This is a genomic window from Agrobacterium sp. 719_389 (assembly GCF_900188475.1).
Lineage (GTDB): Bacteria > Pseudomonadota > Alphaproteobacteria > Rhizobiales > Rhizobiaceae > Agrobacterium > Agrobacterium radiobacter.
Map to the genome: position 1 here is coordinate 13,592 of NZ_FYEM01000012.1, position 20,809 is coordinate 34,400.

22 protein-coding genes and 3 tRNA genes are annotated in these 20,809 nt (G+C 59.3%); 14 read left to right on the forward strand and 11 right to left on the reverse strand.

Annotation, left to right across the window (positions count from 1 at the left end; translation table 11 throughout):
- Positions 1–125: 125 nt before the first annotated feature.
- Positions 126–668, forward strand: coding sequence for a sigma-70 family RNA polymerase sigma factor (locus tag CFB10_RS20185; protein WP_020009382.1), 543 nt, complete (start codon positions 126–128; stop codon positions 666–668).
- A complete protein-coding gene (locus CFB10_RS20190) occupies positions 665–1,375 on the forward strand; it encodes an anti-sigma factor domain-containing protein (RefSeq protein WP_020009381.1) in 711 nt (236 codons plus the stop codon). The genes CFB10_RS20185 and CFB10_RS20190 overlap by 4 nt, the downstream gene beginning before the upstream one ends.
- Before the next feature lie 269 nt (positions 1,376–1,644).
- Here CFB10_RS20190 and CFB10_RS20195 read toward each other — a convergent pair.
- Positions 1,645–1,718: transfer RNA gene (locus CFB10_RS20195), tRNA-Gly, on the reverse strand.
- A gap of 25 nt (positions 1,719–1,743) precedes the next feature.
- Positions 1,744–1,828, reverse strand: a tRNA-Tyr gene (locus CFB10_RS20200).
- Positions 1,829–2,037: 209 nt separating this feature from the next.
- Here CFB10_RS20200 and rlmB point away from each other — a divergent pair.
- The 4 genes from rlmB to CFB10_RS20220 all read left to right on the forward strand — a co-directional run bounded on the left by rlmB (position 2,038) and on the right by CFB10_RS20220 (position 5,317).
- Positions 2,038–2,925, forward strand: a complete 888-nt coding sequence (gene rlmB / locus CFB10_RS20205) for a 23S rRNA (guanosine(2251)-2'-O)-methyltransferase RlmB (protein ID WP_020009380.1) — start codon at positions 2,038–2,040, stop codon at positions 2,923–2,925.
- Between the two features lie 76 nt (positions 2,926–3,001).
- Positions 3,002–3,394 carry an acyl-CoA thioesterase gene (locus tag CFB10_RS20210; RefSeq protein ID WP_003507645.1) on the forward strand — a complete coding sequence of 131 codons (393 nt, stop codon included), beginning with the start codon at positions 3,002–3,004 and terminating at the stop codon, positions 3,392–3,394.
- A gap of 106 nt (positions 3,395–3,500) precedes the next feature.
- Positions 3,501–3,905: a DUF2946 family protein gene (locus CFB10_RS20215; RefSeq protein ID WP_020009378.1), complete on the forward strand. Its 405-nt coding sequence runs from the start codon at positions 3,501–3,503 to the stop codon at positions 3,903–3,905.
- Between the two features lie 47 nt (positions 3,906–3,952).
- Positions 3,953–5,317, forward strand: coding sequence for a PepSY domain-containing protein (locus CFB10_RS20220; protein WP_020009377.1), 1,365 nt, complete (start codon positions 3,953–3,955; stop codon positions 5,315–5,317).
- 68 nt (positions 5,318–5,385) lie between these two features.
- Here the strand turns inward: CFB10_RS20220 and CFB10_RS20225 are convergent, their stop codons facing one another.
- A complete protein-coding gene (locus CFB10_RS20225) occupies positions 5,386–5,862 on the reverse strand; it encodes a nuclear transport factor 2 family protein (RefSeq protein ID WP_020009376.1) in 477 nt (158 codons plus the stop codon).
- Between the two features lie 12 nt (positions 5,863–5,874).
- The gene (locus CFB10_RS20230; protein ID WP_020009375.1) at positions 5,875–6,486 is read right to left on the reverse strand and encodes an NAD(P)-dependent oxidoreductase; all 612 of its coding nucleotides are present in this window, start codon (positions 6,484–6,486) and stop codon (positions 5,875–5,877) included.
- Positions 6,487–6,640: 154 nt separating this feature from the next.
- Between CFB10_RS20230 and CFB10_RS20235 the strand changes: the two genes are divergently transcribed.
- Positions 6,641–7,024: a helix-turn-helix domain-containing protein gene (locus CFB10_RS20235; protein WP_003522442.1), complete on the forward strand. Its 384-nt coding sequence runs from the start codon at positions 6,641–6,643 to the stop codon at positions 7,022–7,024.
- A gap of 117 nt (positions 7,025–7,141) precedes the next feature.
- Here the strand turns inward: CFB10_RS20235 and CFB10_RS20240 are convergent, their stop codons facing one another.
- Both CFB10_RS20240 and CFB10_RS20245 read right to left on the reverse strand, forming a co-directional pair.
- The gene (locus CFB10_RS20240) at positions 7,142–7,564 is read right to left on the reverse strand and encodes a GNAT family N-acetyltransferase (protein WP_020009374.1); all 423 of its coding nucleotides are present in this window, start codon (positions 7,562–7,564) and stop codon (positions 7,142–7,144) included.
- A 108-nt stretch (positions 7,565–7,672) separates the two neighbouring features.
- Positions 7,673–8,026: a DMT family protein gene (locus CFB10_RS20245; RefSeq protein WP_020009373.1), complete on the reverse strand. Its 354-nt coding sequence runs from the start codon at positions 8,024–8,026 to the stop codon at positions 7,673–7,675.
- Positions 8,027–8,292: 266 nt separating this feature from the next.
- Between CFB10_RS20245 and uvrB the strand changes: the two genes are divergently transcribed.
- Positions 8,293–11,259: an excinuclease ABC subunit UvrB gene (uvrB, locus tag CFB10_RS20250; protein WP_020009372.1), complete on the forward strand. Its 2,967-nt coding sequence runs from the start codon at positions 8,293–8,295 to the stop codon at positions 11,257–11,259.
- A gap of 19 nt (positions 11,260–11,278) precedes the next feature.
- On the opposite strand, the gene CFB10_RS20255 is transcribed toward uvrB, so the two are convergent.
- Entirely contained in the window at positions 11,279–11,812 is a 534-nt protein-coding gene (locus tag CFB10_RS20255) for a hypothetical protein (RefSeq protein ID WP_244559881.1), read from the reverse strand.
- Positions 11,813–12,068: 256 nt separating this feature from the next.
- Here CFB10_RS20255 and CFB10_RS20260 point away from each other — a divergent pair, with 256 nt between their 5' ends.
- Positions 12,069–13,037, forward strand: a complete 969-nt coding sequence (locus CFB10_RS20260) for an alpha/beta hydrolase family protein (RefSeq protein ID WP_020009370.1) — start codon at positions 12,069–12,071, stop codon at positions 13,035–13,037.
- Between the two features lie 27 nt (positions 13,038–13,064).
- Here CFB10_RS20260 and CFB10_RS20265 read toward each other — a convergent pair whose 3' ends face one another.
- Entirely contained in the window at positions 13,065–13,490 is a 426-nt protein-coding gene (locus CFB10_RS20265) for a DUF1801 domain-containing protein (RefSeq protein ID WP_020009369.1), read from the reverse strand.
- Between the two features lie 163 nt (positions 13,491–13,653).
- Here CFB10_RS20265 and CFB10_RS20270 point away from each other — a divergent pair, with 163 nt between their 5' ends.
- Complete coding sequence (locus CFB10_RS20270) at positions 13,654–14,109, forward strand: PRC-barrel domain-containing protein (RefSeq protein ID WP_020009368.1); 456 nt, start codon at positions 13,654–13,656, stop codon at positions 14,107–14,109.
- Positions 14,110–14,267: 158 nt separating this feature from the next.
- Entirely contained in the window at positions 14,268–14,876 is a 609-nt protein-coding gene (locus CFB10_RS20275) for a DUF922 domain-containing Zn-dependent protease (RefSeq protein ID WP_026363432.1), read from the forward strand.
- Positions 14,877–14,883: 7 nt separating this feature from the next.
- Here the strand turns inward: CFB10_RS20275 and CFB10_RS20280 are convergent, their stop codons facing one another.
- Positions 14,884–15,486 carry a J domain-containing protein gene (locus CFB10_RS20280; RefSeq protein WP_003507613.1) on the reverse strand — a complete coding sequence of 201 codons (603 nt, stop codon included), beginning with the start codon at positions 15,484–15,486 and terminating at the stop codon, positions 14,884–14,886.
- A gap of 394 nt (positions 15,487–15,880) precedes the next feature.
- Here CFB10_RS20280 and CFB10_RS20285 point away from each other — a divergent pair, with 394 nt between their 5' ends.
- On the forward strand, positions 15,881–16,234 hold the full coding sequence (locus CFB10_RS20285) for a nuclear transport factor 2 family protein (RefSeq protein ID WP_003507612.1): 354 nt from the start codon (positions 15,881–15,883) through the stop codon (positions 16,232–16,234).
- Between the two features lie 90 nt (positions 16,235–16,324).
- Entirely contained in the window at positions 16,325–17,194 is an 870-nt protein-coding gene (locus CFB10_RS24085) for a hypothetical protein (RefSeq protein ID WP_170940906.1), read from the forward strand.
- Positions 17,195–17,637: 443 nt separating this feature from the next.
- Here CFB10_RS24085 and CFB10_RS20295 read toward each other — a convergent pair.
- Positions 17,638–17,713, reverse strand: a tRNA-Thr gene (locus CFB10_RS20295).
- 212 nt (positions 17,714–17,925) lie between these two features.
- On the opposite strand from CFB10_RS20295, the gene CFB10_RS20300 reads away from it, so the two are divergent.
- A complete protein-coding gene (locus CFB10_RS20300) occupies positions 17,926–19,665 on the forward strand; it encodes a GGDEF domain-containing protein (protein ID WP_020009364.1) in 1,740 nt (579 codons plus the stop codon).
- A gap of 30 nt (positions 19,666–19,695) precedes the next feature.
- Here the strand turns inward: CFB10_RS20300 and CFB10_RS20305 are convergent, their stop codons facing one another.
- The gene (locus tag CFB10_RS20305) at positions 19,696–20,805 is read right to left on the reverse strand and encodes an endonuclease/exonuclease/phosphatase family protein (RefSeq protein ID WP_020009363.1); all 1,110 of its coding nucleotides are present in this window, start codon (positions 20,803–20,805) and stop codon (positions 19,696–19,698) included.
- Between the last annotated feature and the right edge of the window lie 4 nt (positions 20,806–20,809).

Sequence of the window (20,809 nt, forward strand, 5' to 3'; positions counted from 1 at the left end):
CACTTGTCATAACCTGCGGCTTGCGCCCGACGCTCAAAGGGAGTGCATGTAGCGAACGCCCCAAGCATCTCTTGTCTTCTTCCGAAAGACGGCCCTATAAAGGAAGGACAGCAAGGAAGGTTCGAATGCAGGGCAAAGAGATCGCAACGCTTATCAACCGCGTCGGCATGGGTGATCGTTCAGCATTCGTCTCGCTTTACCAGGCAACAAGCCCGAAGCTTTTTGCGATCTGCCTGAAAATCCTGCGGGACAGAATGGAAGCCGAAGAGGCGCTGCAGGAAATCTATATCAAGGTCTGGCAGCGCGCCCGAACATTTGCCGTAAGCGCCGGCAAACCGGCGACATGGCTTGCCACCATCGCCCGCAACCACGCGATAGACACCATCCGCGCGCGTAAACCCGCAGGCGATGACATTGACGAGGCCTATGATCTCGTGGATGAGAGCATCCGCGATCCCGAGCAGCAGGTCGTTCTGGTGGATGAAGGCCGCAGGATCGATGACTGCATGCGGGAACTTGAGACTGTGCATGCACAGGCGGTACGTCGCGCCTATGTCGAAGGTTTGAGCTATCTTGAACTCGCCGACGAATTGCGCGTGCCTTTGAACACGGTCAGAACCTGGCTCCGGCGCAGTCTTCTCAAACTCAGAGAGTGCATGCAGCGATGACAACGGGCGACCAGAGTGGCGGAATGCACGCGCGCGACGAAATCCTCGCCGGCGAATATGTGCTGGGCGTTCTGCCGCTCGAAAAGCGCCGCGAGGTGGAAAGGCGCATCCAGGACGAGGAAGCCTTCGCGCAACTCGTGCAGCGCTGGGAAACGGAGTTTTCCGACTTCAACGCCGAGTATCAGGAACAGACACCGAGCCCGACTGTCCTTACCCGCATCGAAGAGCGCCTGTTTGGCAGCAGGGCTGTCAATACCAATGGCAGTCTCTGGAACTCCGCGTCTTTCTGGCGCTGGATATCAGTCGCCACCAGCGCAGCCGCCGTCGCTGCCGTGGTCTATGCTGCGTTCCCCGACCAACGGCCGGGCACCACCCCGCTTGTGGCCGAGCTTGCGACAACCGACAGTCAGGTCAATCTCCTCGCATCCTACGATGCGGAATCGGGCCGGATGCGTATCGTGCCAGTCGCAACCGGCAAGACGGACGAAAAATCATTGGAATTGTGGCTCGTTATGGATGGCGGCAAGACCCGCTCGCTTGGCGTTTTCCAGCCCGGCACGAACGGCGACCTCATCATTCCCGCCGACATGCGCGGCACCATAACGGACGGCACGACCTTTGCAATCAGCGTGGAACCCTTCGGGGGCTCGCCAACGGGTCAGGCAACCGGTCCGGTGATCGCCGTCGGCACCGCGCGGCATCTGTGAGGTTTCAAACCGGTATTTAGCACCGCTTGAGAGAAGCCTTTTCGCCACTCTCATCACTGGCGCTGATGAGGACGGAAGATCAATCCTTACCGCTTCTCATGCCAGGTCATCGTAAAAGAGTTTGGCAAGAGCGTGCCCGAGAAACCCACCAGGCGGGGCCGAAAACAGAACAAATCAGACTCACGGCCCGACTGAATCCGCACACGAGAGGGACGAACGCCGCAAAATCAGTATTTGTTGAGCGCCATTGATTTTGTTGGAAAGGTCGCTGGAGCGGGTAGCGGGAATCGAACCCGCGTATTCAGCTTGGAAGGCTGCTGCTCTACCATTGAGCTATACCCGCGGCGGCGATTTCGATCCGTGCAGAATGGTGGAGGGAGTTGGATTTGAACCAACGTAGGCGTAGCCAACGGATTTACAGTCCGTCCCCTTTAACCACTCGGGCATCCCTCCAGCTTTCTGCTAGGATCGAGCGACCAAGCTCTTCAGATTTCGCTGCGGCGAAGCGCCATTGCGTCGTCTGTGGCGCGTATATGACGGCCTCGTTCGTTTCTGTCAACACGCCCTTTCACGAATTTTCGGGAAAAAATTCAAACCTCTTTACAGCCCTGTGGATTATCGCGGGGGCTGGTGCGCGGCTTCCGGCGGAGATATAAGGCGCCATGAGCAAAGACGATCCCAATAATAAATCCACCCGCGACACGCACTACGCCAACCTGCGCCGTGCCGTGCGCGACGCCAAGCGCGAGCGCGGCGAAATTCCGACCCCGCAGCAGCCGAAGCGCCGCAACCGCGGCGCCGATGACTGGAAGCCGCCGCAGCTTGCGCCAGATCAGGTGCATCTTTACGGCCTTCATACCGTGCGCGCGGCCCTTGCCAATCCCGAACGGCAGATCGTCAAGCTCTCCGTCACCCAGAACGCCTTTGCGCGACTGGATATTGGTGAGGCGGATGCGCAGCCTTTTCCGGTGGAGATGGTCTCCCCTCAGGATATCGACCGGGTGCTCGGCCCCGAGGCCATCCATCAGGGCGTGATGCTGGAAACAAGGCCGCTGCCGGTCAAGAGACTTGGCGCGCTGAAGGACAGCCCGCTCATCCTCGTGCTCGATCAGGTCACCGATCCGCACAATGTCGGCGCCATCATGCGCTCGGCAGTCGCCTTCAACGCCGGCGCGGTTATCACCACCATGCGCCACAGCCCGACCGAATCAGGCGTGCTGGCAAAATCGGCTTCCGGCGCGCTGGAACTCATTCCCTATATCCAGATCACCAATCTGGCCGATGCGCTGGGCGAGCTCCACAAGCTCGGCTTCTTCTCCGTCGGCCTGGATTCTGAAGGCCCCGCCCCCATCGAACAGACTTTTAGCGGTGAAAAAATCGCGCTGGTTCTGGGCGCCGAAGGCAAGGGGCTGCGCCAGAAGACGCGCGAAACCGTCTCGGCGCTCGCCCGTCTCGACATGCCGGGCGAGATCAAATCGCTCAACGTTTCGAATGCGGCGGCCATCGCTCTTTATGCAACGCAGCAATTTCTGGGCAAAGCGTCGTCCTGACGCTTTGCCTTCCTTGCGAAATGGCAAAGCGCAACGCATGCTGCGCCTTTGTCATTCGCATGGAGCAAATCTCAACATGACCAACCCGACCATCAAACCGACCGGCGAGCTGACGCTCAGAACACTCGCCATGCCGGCCGACGCCAATCCGGCCGGTGATATTTTCGGCGGCTGGGTCATGTCACAGATGGACTTGGCGAGCGGCATCCGCGCCGCGGAACGCTCCCGCTGTCGTGTGGTCACGGCGGCGGTCAAGGAAATGGCCTTCGAACTGCCGGTGAAGATCGGCGACACGCTGTCCATCTATACCGATATCGCCCGCGTTGGCCGCACCTCCATCACGCTCACGGTGGAAGCCTGGGCGCAGCGGTCGCGTTATGACAAGCTGGAGAAAGTCACCGCCGGAACCTTCATCATGGTGGCGATGGACGAAAACGGACAACCCACGCCCATTCCCGCAGCGGAATAATCGCGTTGCGGCACTGGGATTCAGTGCCGCTCTCGGCTCCCTGTTGTCTCCCCCGTCGTCATTGTGTCGCGGTGACATCTCGCCGCAAATATGACATTCCAATTCCATGGGATTCATTCGCAGGATCATGCAGGACAGGAGTTCGGCTGGCGCCATCGCCATGCTGGCGGTTCTGCTTTTCCTTTTGCAGGGTCTCGCCAATGGCCTGACCAGCGGCAATATGGCGATGGCCGCGCTGGCGGCGGATGACATCATCTGTTCCAGCCATATGCCTGAAGGCGGCTCGGATAAACAGGACCCGGCGGGCAAGATCGCCGATGACTGCTGCGGCACGCTCTGCCGTCTGGCCTCGGCCACAGTCGCCGCTCTTCCGGTTATTCCCGTCGAAGGCGCGGACAACATTCTCCCTGCGGTCGAAGTCGCCTTTCAGAATTTCGACGCAGTGTTACCGCCATCACCGCCCAATCTGGAATCGCGCCCACGCGCGCCGCCCTTCGCTCCGCAGCGCTAGAACATTGTCCGGCCAGCCGGAAAATCAATTCTCTTGCGGAGACATCCATGTCCGTTACGACCTCTTTCGAGGGCGAGCGTGCGCCTGCGCATTCCTCGTCCGCCAATCTTTACCGCGCCGTGTGGCGTTGGCATTTTTATGCCGGTCTCCTCGTTCTGCCCTTCATGATATCGCTCGCCGTCACCGGCGCGCTTTATCTCTTCCGGGACGAATTCGACAACCTCATCCATTCGGACCTGAAACGCATCGAGGTGGTGCAAAACGCGCCAAAAACCCTGCCCTCCGAGATCGTGGCCGCAGCGCTCGCGGCCGTTCCCGGCACCGCCGTCAAATACACGACACCGACCGATCCGGGCGCTTCGACGGAAATCACCGTCAATACGGCAGATGGAAAGCGGGCCGTCTACGTCAACCCCTACACTGCTGAGGTGGTCGGCTCCCTGCCGGATCGAGGCACAATCATGTGGACGATCCGTTATCTCCACAGCCTGAAATACTTCGGCGCCTATGCCCGCTATCTGATCGAGATCGCCGCCGGCTGGTCCATTCTTCTCGTCGCCACCGGCGTCTATCTCTGGTGGCCGCGAAAGCAGACAGGCGGTGTCGTGACCGTGCGCGGCACCCCGGAAAAGCGGGTCTTCTGGCGCGACACCCATGCCGTCACCGGCATTTTCGTCGGCTTTTTCATCGTCTTTCTTGCGGTCACCGGCATGCCCTGGTCGGGTGTATGGGGTGCGAAGGTCAATGAATGGGCGAATGGCAGCAACTTCGGATATCCGGCGGGCATCCGCACCGATGTTCCGATGTCCGGAGACCATCTCGATCATGTGGCGAAGACAAGCTGGTCGCTGGAGCAGGCAAAAATACCGGAATCCACCACCGCCTCCGAAGGCCAGCCGATCGGAATCGACGAGGCGATCGCACGTTTCGACGCACTCGGCCTTGCCGCCGGTTATACCGTCGCCCTGCCGGGAAAACCGACCGGCGTCTATAGCGGCTCGGTCTATCCCGATGATCTCGGTCAACAGCGCGTTGTGCACCTTGATCAATATAGCGGAGAGCCGTTGATCGACATGAGCTACGCCGATTACGGCCCGCTTGGCAAGGCGCTGGAATGGGGCATCAATGTACATCTGGGCCAGCAATATGGCCTCGCCAACCAGATCGTGCTTCTGGCGGCCTGTATCGGCATTGTGCTGCTTGCCGTGTCCGCCGGCGTCATGTGGTGGAAACGCCGTCCGAAAGGGTCGCTTGGGGTCCCACCCCTGCCGCAGGAAAAACGCGTGCTTCGCGGCCTGCTCGTCATGCTCGCCATCGGCGGCGTCATTTTCCCGCTGGTGGGCGCGAGCCTGCTGGTCATGCTCGTGCTGGACCTGATCATACAGTCCCGTCAGAAACGGCGCACAATCTGAAAACGGAAACAGCCGGGCGAAAATCCCGGCTGTTTCCCTGTCATCGGTGAGGCGTCAAGAGACTGGCCTCAGAACATCGTATTATTGTTCGCCGCCGTTTCCGGAACGGGCTGGATCACGTCCCAGTGCTCGGTGATCTTGCCGTCGGTGACGCGGAAGATATCGACGATGGCCGTACCGCGATCGCCGTCTTTTTCGGTCGAATGAATGTGCAGATAGACGAGATCGCCATCCGTGGCGCTGCGCACGATGCGCGCCTTCGACTGCGGGTTTTCCTTGAAGTGGCCGGTGAAATAATCCACGAACGGCTTCTTGCCATCCGGCACCATGGGGTTGTGCTGCTTGTAGCTGTCGACAATGACGGCAGCCCCCTTTTCCACTTCATGCTTGTTGAAGACGGTATCGTAAAACTCGATCACCAGTTTGCGGTTGGCCTCTTCCCGGGCGAGATCGCGCGTTGCGGTTTGCGCCAAAACCGGTGCGGCCATCAGCGCGGGTGCAAGGGCAAGGGTGGCGATGGCAAGACGACGTGTCACGAAATTCATGGGCGATACCTCTCAATAACCGACGGTGAAACGCTGGCGGGAATGCTGCGGCTTCTCGATTTCATCGACAAGCGCAATCGCATAGTCTTCGAAGGAAATGCGGCTGCCCTCACCATTGCTGAGGAGATTATCCTTGCCGATGCGGAACTTGCCCGTTCTTTCACCCGGTACGAATTCGGCGGATGGCGACAGGAAGGTCCAGTCGAGCTGCTTTTCCTGCTTCAGCAGGTCCAGGAACTCCGCACCCTTGGTGGCTTCGGCCTTGTAGGCGGCCGGGAAATCCGGCAGGTCGACCACGCGCTGGCCCGGTGCGATTTCAAGGCTGCCGGCGCCGCCGACCACGAGATAACGCTGAACGCCGGAGGCCCGCACGGCCTCGATCAGCGTTGCGGGATCGCTGGCGGTGAAATGGACCGAGCTGATCACGGCATTGTGACACTTCAGCAGGTCAGAAAGCCCCGCCTGATCAAAAACATCGCCCTTCTTTGCCACCACACCAGGCAGGCTGGCGATCTTTTCGGGATTGCGGGCTATCGCCGTCACCGGATGCCCCCGGTCGGAAAGTTCCTTCAGAATACGGGACCCGGCATTGCCGGAAGCGCCGATGAGCGCGATTTTAGCCATGGCTTCTTTCCTTTATCACTGACGTTAACGGTCTAAATTATAGACCGCAAAGAAGAGCTATGGTATCGCAGCCTTAGCCGCAAGAAGTCAGCGGCGGCTGATCTGGTCACATGGCGATGACCTGCAGGGGTAAAACGGGTAAGGGGATAAGGACATGGCGGATACGCAAACGAAAGAAGTTTTTGCCTTCGATCAGCCCTGCCCCATCCGCGACGTGCTGGACCGCATCGGCGATCAATGGAGCCTTTTGGTTCTCGAAGCCCTGCAGGGCGGCGTGCTGCGCTTTAACGAACTAAACCGCAGGATCGACGACATTTCCAAGCAGATGCTGTCGCGCACGCTGAAGCGGCTGGAAGAGGATGGCTTCATCCGCCGCACGCTTTATGCCGAGGTGCCGCCGCGCGTGGAATATGAACTGACCAATCTCGGCCGCTCGTTTCTCGTGCCGATGCAATTGCTGGTGCAATGGGCGGACGAAAACCACGTCCGCATCTGCAAGGCCCGCCTGCAATATTCCGAAAACGACAATCGCAGCTGACTGGAAGCAAGGCATCCAGAGCATTTCCAGTAAAAGTGCGTAGCGGTTTTACGTCCGGATAATGCGATAAACAAAGAGATGGAGCACGTCCGACGCTTCCGTTAAACCGGACGTGCCCTAGCCCAGCCGGTAAATCTTGCAGACCAGCCCTTCCGGCTGGCGATAGGTCGTGAAGCCCATGGCGTCGTAATAACCCTGCCCGAGCATGTTGTCCGCGCCGATGCTGGCATCGATATTCTTGAGGCCCCGCGCCTCTGCCGCCCTTCGTGTTGCCGCGAAGAGGGCGGATCCTACTCCTCTTCGCGCCGCCTGCGGGCTGACATGGGTGCCGATGATGCCCCAGCCTTCCGCCACGCCATAGGGATTGTCCGTCCGCGCACAACGCAGCGACTGGAACCCCAGAATGCGCCCGTCATCGTCCTCGGCGACCGAACATTCGATACGATCGGCGTGCTGGATATAATTCTCCAGCACCGCCGTAATATCCGTCGGCGCTTTTCGGAGGCCGGCCGAGAATATCTCGTTCTGGACCGCCGCCATTCCCATCGCATCGTCAACTCTTGCAGGCCGTATTTTCATCGATACATCACCTCATACCCGTTGCGACTGGTTTCGGGCCGGCAAAGCGCCGGTGTCTTTCGTTTGTCTTCAGGAGCGGAAAATGAAGGAAGCGCCGAAAGCGATCAGCGCAAAACCGATCACGTGATTGATGGTGATGCTTTCCTTCAGCCAGAAAATCGAAAACAGCGCGAAGACCGCGAGCGTGATGACTTCCTGAATGGTCTTGAGCTGCGCGGTGGAATAAACCTCCGAGCCTATGCGGTTCGCGGGAACGGCCAGCACATATTCGAAGAACGCGATACCCCAGCTGGCGACAATAGCCAGGAAAAGCGCGCTGCCCTTGTGCTTGAGGTGGCCATACCAGGCGAAGGTCATGAAAATATTGGAGGCGATAAGCATCAGGACAGGCCAGATGTGGGCAGGGCTGATTGAGAACGGCATGATGGGTCCTGAAAAAAGGGAGGGATGTCATGAAATGCAGTATAAAAAGCAGTCTGAAGGTAAACGTCATTCTGCCCGTATGGATTTGCTCTAGCGCATCCGCCCGAAAACCGGAATCGATTTTCTGCAGATTTTAGCAAAGCTGTTTTCAGCCGCTACGCAACGCATCCGGCCGAATTTTGTTCCGTACGCTTCGTTTCCTTTTTGTACTCATTTTTTCGCGGCATCCCCTTCACTTTGTGCGTGACTCCCTCCATATTTCGCCCATGGCCAGATCACCGAAAAACTCCACCTCCTCGCCCTCAGGCTTCGAGGAAGCTCCGCAATCGTCATTCGAAGGCGCGCCGCTCAGCGGCAGCGTCTCCGATTGGGTGAAGCAGCTCGAGGCGGAAGCGGAGGCATCCTCCGTGGAAACCCAGCGCGAAATCGCCTCGAAGGCGGGCAAGCACCGCAAGAAGATCGAGATCGAAGCGCGCAAGGACGCGGAGAAGGCCGCCTCGAAGACGGCCAAGAACACCACGGCCTCCAAGACCGCGCGCGGTGTTTCCATCGGCGCATCGAGCGATCCGAAAACCCGCGCCGCCGCCGGCCTCAATCCGGTCGCCGGTATGGACGTATCGCTGGAGGATGCCGCCAACCTCGCGCCGGGCGCCGTCACCGCAACGGTGGACGCGCTGTCGAAGCTGATCGAGAGCGGCAATCCGCTGTTCAAGGACGGCAAGCTCTGGACGCCGCACCGCCCGGCCCGTCCGCCGAAATCGGAAGGCGGCGTTGCCATCCGCATGGACTCGGAGTACCAGCCCGCCGGCGACCAGCCGACGGCCATCAACGACCTCGTGGAAGGCATCAATTCCGGCGAGCGCAGCCAGGTCCTGCTCGGCGTCACCGGCTCCGGCAAGACCTTCACCATGGCCAAGGTAATTGAGGCGACGCAGCGCCCGGCTGTCATTCTCGCGCCTAACAAGACGCTGGCCGCGCAGCTCTATTCGGAGTTCAAGAACTTCTTCCCCGACAATGCGGTGGAATATTTCGTCTCTTACTACGATTATTACCAGCCGGAAGCCTATGTGCCGCGCTCCGACACCTTCATCGAGAAGGAATCCTCGATCAACGAACAGATCGACCGGATGCGCCACTCCGCCACTCGCTCGCTTTTGGAACGCGACGACTGCATCATCGTCGCCTCGGTTTCCTGCATCTACGGTATCGGTTCGGTGGAGACCTACACCGCCATGACCTTCCAGATGCAGGTGGGCGACCGGCTGGACCAGCGCCAGCTTCTGGCCGACCTCGTGGCCCAGCAATACAAGCGCCGCGACATGGATTTCCAGCGCGGCTCGTTCCGCGTGCGCGGTGACACCATCGAAATCTTCCCTGCCCACCTTGAAGATGCCGCCTGGCGTATCTCGATGTTCGGCGACGAGATCGATTCCATCACCGAATTCGACCCGCTGACCGGCCAGAAAACCGGCGACCTGCAATCCGTCAAGATCTACGCCAATTCGCACTATGTTACCCCGCGCCCGACGCTGAACGGCGCGATCAAGTCGATCAAGGAAGAGCTGAAGGTCCGCCTCGCCGAACTGGAAAAGGCCGGACGCCTGCTGGAAGCCCAGCGGCTGGAGCAGCGCACCCGCTATGACGTGGAAATGCTGGAGGCGACCGGCTCCTGCGCCGGCATCGAGAACTATTCGCGTTATCTCACTGGCCGCAATCCCGGCGAGCCGCCGCCGACGCTGTTCGAATATATCCCTGATAACGCACTGCTGTTCATCGACGAAAGCCACGTCTCCGTCAGCCAGATCGGCGGCATGTATCGCGGCGACTTCCGGCGCAAGGCGACGCTGGCCGAATACGGCTTCCGCCTGCCCTCCTGCATGGATAACCGCCCGCTGCGCTTCGAGGAATGGGATGCGATGCGCCCGCTGACGGTGGCGGTTTCGGCCACCCCCGGCTCGTGGGAGATGGAACAGGCCGGCGGCGTCTTTGCCGAACAGGTCATCCGCCCGACCGGCCTTATCGACCCGCCGGTGGAAGTGCGTTCCGCCCGCAGTCAGGTGGACGATGTTCTCGGCGAAATCCGCGAGACCGCCGCCAAGGGTTACCGCACGCTCTGCACCGTGCTGACCAAGCGCATGGCCGAGGACCTGACCGAATATCTGCACGAACAGGGCGTTCGCGTGCGTTACATGCACTCGGATATCGACACGCTGGAACGCATCGAGATTATCCGCGACCTGCGCCTCGGTGCTTTCGACGTGCTTGTTGGCATCAACCTTCTGCGCGAAGGTCTCGATATTCCCGAATGTGGTTTTGTGGCGATCCTCGATGCCGACAAGGAAGGCTTCCTGCGCTCCGAAACCTCACTGATCCAGACAATCGGCCGCGCCGCCCGTAACGTCGACGGCAAGGTCATCCTTTACGCCGACAACATCACCGGCTCGATGAAGCGGGCGATGGAGGAAACCTCCCGCCGCCGCGAAAAGCAGATGGCCTATAACGCCGAACACGGCATCACGCCGGAATCGGTCAAGGCGAAAATCTCGGATATTCTTGATTCTGTTTATGAGCGCGACCACGTAAGGGCCGATATATCAGGCGCTTCCGGCAAAGGCTTCGCCGATGGCGGCCATCTGGTCGGCAACAATCTGCAGGCCCATCTCAACGCGCTGGAAAAATCCATGCGCGATGCCGCCGCCGATCTCGACTTCGAAAAGGCCGCCCGCCTGCGCGACGAAATCAAACGTCTCAAGGCCGCCGAACTCGCCACCATGGACGACCCCATGGCGAAGGAAGAGGCCCGCGCCATCGAAGGCGGCGGAAAAAACAACAGACGCAGCCACTTGTCGATCTCCCCGCCTGAGGGGGAGACATCCGGCAGGACGGAGGCGGGCGCCGCGCCGAACGAAAGCGGCAAATCCCTTTTCACCAAACCCTCACTGGATGAAATGGGCCCCGGCTCAGATGCGGGAAAACCGCTGTTCCGCAGGAACACGCTGGACGAGATGACCGTGGGCAGAACCGAAAAGCCCGTGCGCAGCGCAGTACCAGACAAGCCCGAGACCGAATCCGGCAAACGCTTCTCACCGCTCATGGAAGGCCAGCCGGAGCGTGCTACCGATGATCCGCGACCACTGGTGCGCGGCAAGATCGGCGCGGGGTCCTATGAAGACGCCGGCGAGCAGAAGCGCAAAAGCCGGACGAAGGGCAAGACGGGCCGACCGGGGCGCTAACGCGCCCCGGCAACGGCGATCAGTTTTCGCACTGTCTGATCCGCGCCGCGACCTGGCCCGCACCAAACACTTTCGTCAGATCCGCATCCACGGTCATGGCAATGTAGTCTTCATTTTCCGCAGGCTTGATGTAAGTCGAGAAATAGACCGGGCCGGTCGGGAGAACGCCTGTGACACAGGCGCGCAATATCTCGATCTCCGTACTCCCCCTGATGCGCGGCCCCTCGATGCGGGAAAGGCGCACCTTCTCCTGCAATGTTGCAAGCCTTGAAACCTCCTCAGGCTTTATTCTCCACACGCTTGTGGCGGTTCCCTCCCGCTTTTCCGCGTGGAACTGCGCGCGGGCGGCGGCGTCCTTATCCTCGATCAACGCAAACGGCTCGACAGTCTCGCCCTTTACGCCGTCTGTAACGCTGCGAATAATCATCACCGCATCACCGGAACCCAATGACAGATGGGCAGGAAGCTGCAGCCCTACACGCACATGCTCGAAATTCATCGTCAGAAAGTCGAGCCGCATCAGCTTGGGAATACTCGAGATGGGCGTGGTCATGCAGCCGGTAAGGAGAAAAAGTAAAATAAGCGAGCGTGTGAAACGCGATAATATCAATGTCACCATGTTTTAAATCCAAAATTATCAAATGTGCGCAATGGCCTTGGCGGGAACAATCCTTCCCGGACCTGAGACCGTCATACCGGTCCGCAGATGTGAGGGAATGACATTGCAGCAGCGTTACGTCTTCCGGAACTCACGGTTCCCTTGAACGTTGACCGCCCTTATGGAATGGCAAGCAGTATGGAGACACGGCATGCATCTCAGAAATCTGGCGCTCTCATACCTTTTCCTCTCCTGCGCCCCGAGCTTTGCCGGCCAGATCGAGGATGCCACCTTCCACAGCGCGGCCCTCAACGCGCCGCTTCCCGTCAACATCTACCGCCCGGATGGCGCTCCACCGGAAAACGGCTGGCCGGTGCTCTACCTCCTGCACGGCCATGATGGTGACCAGAATAGCTGGCGCGATCTCGGCAATATCGAAAAGACGCTCGATACGCTCATCGAGGCCGGCGCCATACGCCCGCTTGTCGTCGTCATGCCTGGTGTCAAGAACAGCTGGTATGTGGATTCCACCGCCGTGGGCGGTCCCGGCGATTACGAAACCGCCCTGACCGGCGATCTGCGCCACCAGATCGAAAAAACACTGCCGGTGCGGAAAGATCGGGAAGGCCGCGCCATTGCCGGCCTCTCCATGGGCGGCTTCGGCGCCCTGCATCTCGCCTATGGCCACGAGGACCTCTATGGCGCCGTCGCCAGCCTGTCGGGCGCCATCTGGCAGAATGTCCCCGCCTCCGATCTCGACAAGACACCCGCCGAACTCAGGCTCATTCAGGACAGCGCCTTTTTTCACCGGGTCGACCGCACCACCGTCACAAGCGGCATCGTGCTGCCCTCAACCGGCGATCATTTCTCCGGCGCCTTCGGCACGCCTTTCGATGCAAGGCTCTTTAACGAAAAGAACGTCTTCACCCTCGTGGCGCAGCATGTCGCCGAAAGTCAGGATCTGCCCGCCACCTATCTGACCGTTGGCGACGATGACGGCTTCTTCCTCTGGCGCGGCGCAATCGCCCTGCATGAGACGCTGCAGGCCGACAAGCGCAAATCCGAACTGCGGGTCACCGACGGCGATCACGTCTGGTCGGTATGGAAAGTTTCGATCATCGATGCACTGAAGTTTATCGATGGGGAGTGGGACAAGGCCGCAGACATAGCCCGGGACTGAGGCATCGCCCTCCCACCACCGGTTTCATCACTTTCCGGCCCGTTTCTTCCCGCTTGCCACCGCCACATTCAACGCCACCGCCGCCCGGATCAGCGCCGCCAGCGCCTTCTCATCCACGACATCTCCCTCGTGAAAATCGATCGCCCGCCGGGTATTGCCCTCCAGACTTGAATTGAACAGCCCCGCGGGGTCCTCCAGCGAAGCGCCCTTCGCAAATGTCATCTTCACGGCGCTTTTGTAGGTTTCGCCCGTGCAGAGAATGCCTGCGTGTGACCAGACCGGCACGCCGCGCCATTTCACTTCTTCGATAACATCGGGATCCGCCTTCCCGATCACCGCACGGATATGCGCAAGCGTGTCGCCGCGCCAGTCGCCCAGCTCTGCAATTTTCCGGTCGATGACCTCGGATGCCGCAGCCTCTTCCGCCGCTTTCTCCGTCACAGTTTTTGCCATTATACCCTCCCGATTTCGCCGCTCCGCCGCTCCCGGCCTGCTGCACATCTGTTCCGGTTTTCAGCATAAACCAAAATTTCCTGCGCTCCCATGCGGAACCAAATCCGCCCCTCGCCGTTTCTTCCCCGAACGCAACGTTCAGCATACAAAGGGAAGAAACATCATGAAAATCAATGTTATCGCTCTCGCTGCCGCAGCAGCGCTCTCCTCTTCCGTGGCTTTTGCCCAGACGGCAACCACGGCTCCTGCTGCCGGCGCGGACGCCACTTTGTCCGGCCCTGGAATCACCATGGGCACCAAGGCCACCGGCCCGCTGAAGTTCGTCAATGTCCAGAAGACCGATCTCACCGCCTCCCAGCTTGATGGCATGGACATCTATAACGCCCAGAACGAAAACATCGGCGAAATCGAAGATGTCGTCATCGGCGACGGCAAGTCGGTGATTGGCCTTGTCGCCAGCGTCGGCGGCTTCCTTGGCATCGACAAAAGCTATGTGGTTCTCGACCCCGCTTCCGTCGCCGTCCACAACGACAACGGCACCTGGAAGGCCTATGTCGACACCACCAAGGACGCACTGCAGAACGCGCCCAAGCTCGATTACGACAAGCTGGACGACTGATTACCCCTGCAGTCGTACGCTTGTCTCCCCCGCGCCGAGGCGCGGGGGTTTTCGTGTGGATTATTCCACGCAGGAGCCGGCAATCCTCGTCCGGCAGCCCTTGCCTGACCGCCTGCCCCTCGCCTATCTTCGGCGCGCAAACCACCAAGGATCGATGCGTGCCCGCCCATAGTCTTTTTCCACTTTCCGTCAGCGCCGCCCTGTTGCTGAGCGCCCTTCCGCTGTCAGCGCAGTCCGCCGGCTGGAAACCCACCGAGCAGATAAAGACCTATGCCATCACCGGTAATTCGGGTGGTGCGCTTTACCAGTCGATCGGCGAGCGCGGCCCCACTGCCGGCGTGCAGGCCATTGCCCACACCACCTTCAAGCTGACATGGCGGCGGGATTACCGTCCGCAGCCGGATGGCGCCTGCATTCTCGCCACGGCAAGACCCAATCTCACCATCATCTACACCTGGCCGAAAGCGCCGGCCAATTTGCCGCCGGCCGTCGCCACGAGCTGGAAGACCTTCATTTCCGGCGTGGAAACCCATGAGCGCGTCCATGGCGAGCACATCCTCGACATGGTGAAGAAGATCGAAGCCTTCAGCACCGGCCTGAGGGCGGAAAACGACCCAAAATGTCAGAAGGTGCGCGTCGTGCTGCAGCAGCGGCTGGGCGAGCTCTCCAACGAGCAGCGCCAGCGCGGCCGCGATTTCGACCGCGACGAGCTTTCCCCGGGCGGACGGGTGCATCAGCTCATTCTCGCCCTCGTCAACGGGCCGTGACAGGCGGTTATTCCGCCGCCTCGCCTTTCAGCAAGGGCTCGGCCAGCATCACGCTCTCCAGCTCATAGGAATAGCCCTCGAGCATCGTATAGGCCTGTTCGATCGCCTCGATCTGGGCTTCGGCATTGCGGATCGCTTCAGCGATGGATTGGCTGCGGGCGCGCAGCATCGAACTCAGCACATCGGTTTCCGGCTTGCGGCCGAGACGGTCCATATGTTTGCGAACACGGGTGCGGTGCCGTTCCAGTTCGAGAATATGGAAACGGCTTTTCAGAATATCGTCGGTCAGCTTGCGGCGCATGGCGGCCACGGGGTCGAAACTGCCGGGCTCGCGTTCGTCCAGAATGAACTCGTTGACCAGCGTTTCCAGCATCAGCAGGCCCTTCAGGTCCTTGGCGTCGGCAAGCTGCGGGTCATAGCCGGTATCGTCGAACACCTTGCGGCGCACCGGATCCTTCAGAAGCTCATAGGCGGTTTGCAGGCGCGCGAACTGCTCGGCGTCGCCGCCGCTATCGGGGTGGGCGGCCTTGGCCACCTTGCGGTAAGCCGATTTGATCGCCGCCTCGTCGGCATCGCGCTCCACGCCAAGCAAAACATAGGGATCAATCACAAAAACACCTTCAAACGCAAACTGTTACCCGCACACCTGATGCCACCCTCATAAGGCCTGCGGGTGGATCATAGGCCAAATCCGCCCGGCACGGCACCCCGCCCCGGCGGTTAAACCGGCAAAGCCCACACAAAAGCCTTGCCGCAGGCGGCAGGAAGACCGGCGGAAAGCCCTTGAGGCCGAAATTTGTCGGACCCAAGGCGACTATAATGACGGGCAGGACAAAATTGTGGAAAGCGGCGGCAAAACATGCCGCCCCCTGCGACGCCGCATTTGCCGCAGCCCGCCGCAAACCGTTCTGAAAAAGCGTAACCGGCACGTTTTCAGGAGGTTATGGTGGAACCTCGCCAACGGGTGTAAGCTTGGCTTTTGGATCCTGAGGGAGGACGATCCGATGCCGCAAACCATCACCCAGACCGTCACGGACTACATTCACGCCATGGCCTATGCGGATGAAAGCCTGATGCGTGACGTTTTCGACCCGCGCGCCAGCATCGTTGGAACCTTCGAAGGCGAAATCGAATGGTTGTCCCTGGAGGACTTTGTTGACCACATGCGCAAAAGCGAACGCGGCCTCCCCGATCATGATCCCGCTTTCGAAATCATGGGTATCGACAAGGAGGGCGACAGCGCCTCGGTGAAGCTGACGACTCGTTTCGACGGCATGGATTTTTATGAATATTTGTCCCTGCTGGAACGCGACGGCAACTGGTCGATCGTGCACAAGCTTTATCACGTAAAGCCATAGGGATTTTTAAAACCGCCACCCCGTATTGTGCGCTTCCGCCCGCTCGCGTTCCACTCTCAGCGACGGGCCATAGTTGCGATTCTGGTTACTTTGCCGCTGGAAGAACTAAAACAGATCGCTGTAGATCGCCGTTATCCAGAGCGCGTTAACGAAGAGCCAGACAACACCGAGCCACATGATTTTGCGGCTGCTATCGGTTCTCATTGCCACAACAGCAATCAGCAGGCCGCCGACTATCCTTGCCAGATACCATGGCCCGAGCTGTTCAAAGTGCTCCTTCCCCTTGATGTAGGTGTCCATCAGATCGAAGACGAACGAGGCGGCAAACAAGGCAAAAAACGCATGCCGCCTGCGCACGAAAAAACTTTCCCGCTCGGACAACTCCTGAATGTGATCGGGATAAAGCAGCGTCGACATCAAAAAGAAGAGCGACGTGTAAACCAGAACGAAGATGTAAATCCAGAAATTCCAGTTATGGATGAGCCGCAGGGCAAACTCCCACCACCAGAAGTGGACCGCTCCAAGAAGCAGGACAATCGACCAGACGATCTGCGCGTGCATGCGATCGGTTTTTTGCGGCTCCTGCAGCCTTCTGGAAAGACCGGACAACACTCTGGTGATTGCAAGGCCGAGGATAAGGCTAACCAATATCCGCAAATGACCGTATGCATCCATGGGAAGCGCCCGCTGTTGCTCAACTTATCGCTGAACAATATGCTTAAACCCGCAGGCTTTACAATCATCCTGAAAGACCAGGCAATAAAGGGGCCTGTCTCGCGCCACAGACTAAGCGGCAATCCAGTCGCCCTGTTGGGCGAATTGCCGCCGCATCACTGGATCGGCAGCCCAATCCGAGGCGCCAACGGCATATTCGGCGGACGCTTACGATCCGCCGTTTTTCTTTTCGTTCTTCGCTTGATCGTGATGCCATTTAATGGCGAAGAACATGCCCGTGCCTAACACGAGAATCTTGAGCGGAAAGACGACTATAGGGAACCAGTCTACCCAATCCCAATCCATCATTTTGCATATTTCCAGGCTGTTGCTTGACACTATCTGTCGTGAGGATCGCTACCTCAAAACTGCTGCTGCAACAACTTCATATGCGCGGTCCTTTTGACGCAGCCCCGCCGGTCAACTTCATCTGGGGCTGTCGTATCGGCCGCTCCCGCCACTCGAAAAGCGCTTCCCCTGGCGAAAACCGTGCCCGCGCCCTGCCCGAAATTCTTGTCTTTCTTAATTGGCGCATCCTGGTGAATTCATTCAGACAGAACTGGACGCCGAGCGGCTTCACATCATCATGGCGCAGGGAGACGCGCTGGCGACGGACTGTAAAATGCGCCACGCAGTAAAACGGATGATTTTGAAGGGAAAGATAAAACGTTGATAAACAACGAGAAAACTGGTGCCCCCGACAAGGTTCGAACTCGTGACCCCCTGATTACAAATCAGGTGCTCTACCAACTGAGCTACAAGGGCAAGCCAGTGCCTTGCCAACTATCAGATTCTGACTTGGTGTAAAGTAAAAACTGTCGGCGGGCTGCCAGTCGACTACTTTTCCACACCGTGACGGCCCGCTTGTCAGCATGATCACTATTAAAGCAGAAGGCTCACAAAATAAGCGAAGTATTTACGCGGCGAAGATAAAATGGCCATGAACCATAACCATTCCAGCGAGAATAACGCATCAGATGCGCGCGAGCATACAGAAAATCCAACTGACAGGCACAATCGTCATTGCCGTAAGCTCCATCCTGCTGGCTACCCTTGCCGCGCTGCCCAGCGTCTCCAACTATCTGCGTTACCGGACGAATGCGCAGCAGCTTGGCCGCTTTGAAACCGCGCTGCAATCCGCATGGCTGGTTTCGGCCGAGCGTGGTCCTGCCAACAATCTGATGGCGTCGTCTGCCGTGGACGCAAGGCTGGTCGAAGCCCTCGCCGCGGCGCGCAAGGCGACGGACGACAAGCTGCTCCAGGTCGAGACCTCCTTCGCCGAGGAAATCAAAGCGCAACCCGGCCTGGCGAAATCGCTTGCCGAAACCCGCCAGAAGCTGGCGGAGTCGCGAGAGGCGGTGGACGATGTTGCTGCCCTTTCGCCTGAAGCACGCAGCTACAGCGCCATGGCCAACGCCATTCAGTCGATGTTCAAGGCGGCGGATAGTGTCAACCTGCTTCGCGGCAGGGCTGCGCGCGCCATCATAACGAAGACGCCTGACGTGGCGATCGACATCGCCATGACCGGCACCGCCGGCGTGATGCGCGACAGGATCGGCCGCCTCGGTTCCTATGTCATCATGAGCATGCAGGCAAACAGGCAGGACACGTTAAGCTATCGCGCAAAGTTCGACACCGAAATGCAAAGCCTGATGCTGGTGAAGTCATCATTGTGGAACTATACCGCCGCCTATCTGTCGACCCCGCGTCTGGACGCCGCATTCCGTGAGTTTGAGGCCTATTATTTCGGTCAGGCGCTTCGCTATGCGCAGAATACGATCGCCATCGTTGTGCCGTCTGCGCGCCCAAGCGTGCGTGAGTTTTCCGAAAGCTACATTCAGGGCATGCGATCGTCAGACAAGCTGCGCGATCTCATTCTTGCCGAAACACGGGCGAGGATCGAGAGGAACAAGCAGGAAGCGCTCATCTATGGCGCCGCGTCTCTCTTGATCGCCTTCATTGCCGTTCTGGTCCTGCTTCGCCTCACATCGGTCTACAAGACAGCGCTGTTCCAGCCCATGCAGTCTGTCCGGGCGCAGATCGCCGCGATAGCGGCAGGCGACCTTTCCGAGGCACACTATAAGGATGGCGTGGCTCCGGAAGTGAAGAAGATGTTCCAGGAACTCGATTTCCTGCGCGAACAGCTTCGCCAGAAAGGCGAAATGGAGGACCAGCAGCGAGCGCTGGCCGAGCAGTTGCGCAAGCTTTCCGAAACCGACGCCCTGACGGGCGTCTTTAATCGCCGCGCACTGGAAAAGGCCGTTCGAACCATCCTCAGCGGCAACGAGCAATGTCAGGCGCTGGGCGTGATGATTATCGATATCGACCACTTCAAGTCGATCAACGACCGATACGGCCACGCCATGGGCGACCTTGCGCTGCAGAAGACGGCGAGCCTTTTGAAGGGCGCATTGCGCAAGGACGACATTCTTGCCCGATATGGTGGTGAGGAATTCGTCGTTGTGCTGCAGGATGTCAGCCACGCCACGGCGACGGCCACCGCCGACCGCCTTCGCCGCCTGATCGAGGCCCAGATCATCGATGAGCAGAGCGGCCTGTCGCTGACGGCAAGTTTCGGCGTGGTCTGGCAGGAAGCGCGTGCAATCAACAGCTGGGACGAATTGATCGCCATTGCCGACGACCGGCTTTACGAGGCCAAGCGCGCGGGCCGCAACCGGGTCTGGGCAACCTATTACCCCAAGGTGGCGAACGGCTGAATACATTGCCGGCGGCGGGTTTCGCCTCGCCTAGATCAAATCCAGCGTCATGACCACGGGGCAATGATCGGAAGCCTTCGGGCGATCCCAGCCGGTACGCGGATAGCGCTCGACCTCCTGCCCCGGCGGAAATACCGTCCGGAATGGCTGTCCATTGCGAATGATTTCCGGCACATGCGACGCGTTCGTTTCGGCGAGACGCGGCGAAAGCCAGATGTAGTCGAGCTGGCACAGATGCTGTTCCTGCGGGCCGCGCGAATGGTAAAGCGTCCAGCGGTCCATGACGTCACGGCGCGTCATCGGATTGACCACGAAGCCATCAGCCGTGAAAACATCGAGCGCGCTGCGCTCCTCCTCGATCGGCGCAAAGCTGTAGCCGCTGCGCCGGTCGCCGGAAATCGCAACACGCTCCTGATAATCGTTCATATCACCGCAGATCGCGAAGTTCTTGTTGCGGCTATTGCCGACACCCCAGCGGTTTTCAATGATGCGGCGAACGGCCATGGCCTCCGCCTCGCGGATCGGCATGGTCGCGAGCCGCGCATCAACCGCATCGCGCGCATTGGTCATGGATTTGAAATGCGTAACGTAGAGCGTCAGTGGTTTGCCGCCGATCCTCAGATCGATTTCCAGACAATCCCGTTTAAAAATCTTGTCGTCGATCTGGTTGGTCGCGGCCAGCGCAGGATTGAAAAGATCGAGATTGCGATAGGTCAGCGCCGCATGGCTCTTGATGTCGACCACCTCGATCTTGTCGCCGTCCCGCGTTTCCTCACGCATGACGACGGCGACATCGATGCCGCGGCTGTCATTGCCCTCGACCAGATATTTCTGCAGGTAGCCATTGCCGACCATGCGATAGAGATAGCCATATTCAAAGGCCTGCAGCGCGGCCATGTTGTCGACTTCCTGCAGGCAGAGAATGTCGGCATCCGCATCCGCAATGGCGAGCGCAGAAAGCTGGCGCGTATCGTCGGTGGACGAGACCATCCGCGCGCTTTCCAGCGCCTGATACGTTGCCTCGTCCCTGATATCGAAAAGCTGGATCGCCCTGTCGCGCCGCGTCTGGTTGCGAAAGCCGGTGAAATCGAAACGGGTGAGGAGATTTTCGATATTGAAGGTGGCAAGCCGAAGCGACATGAAT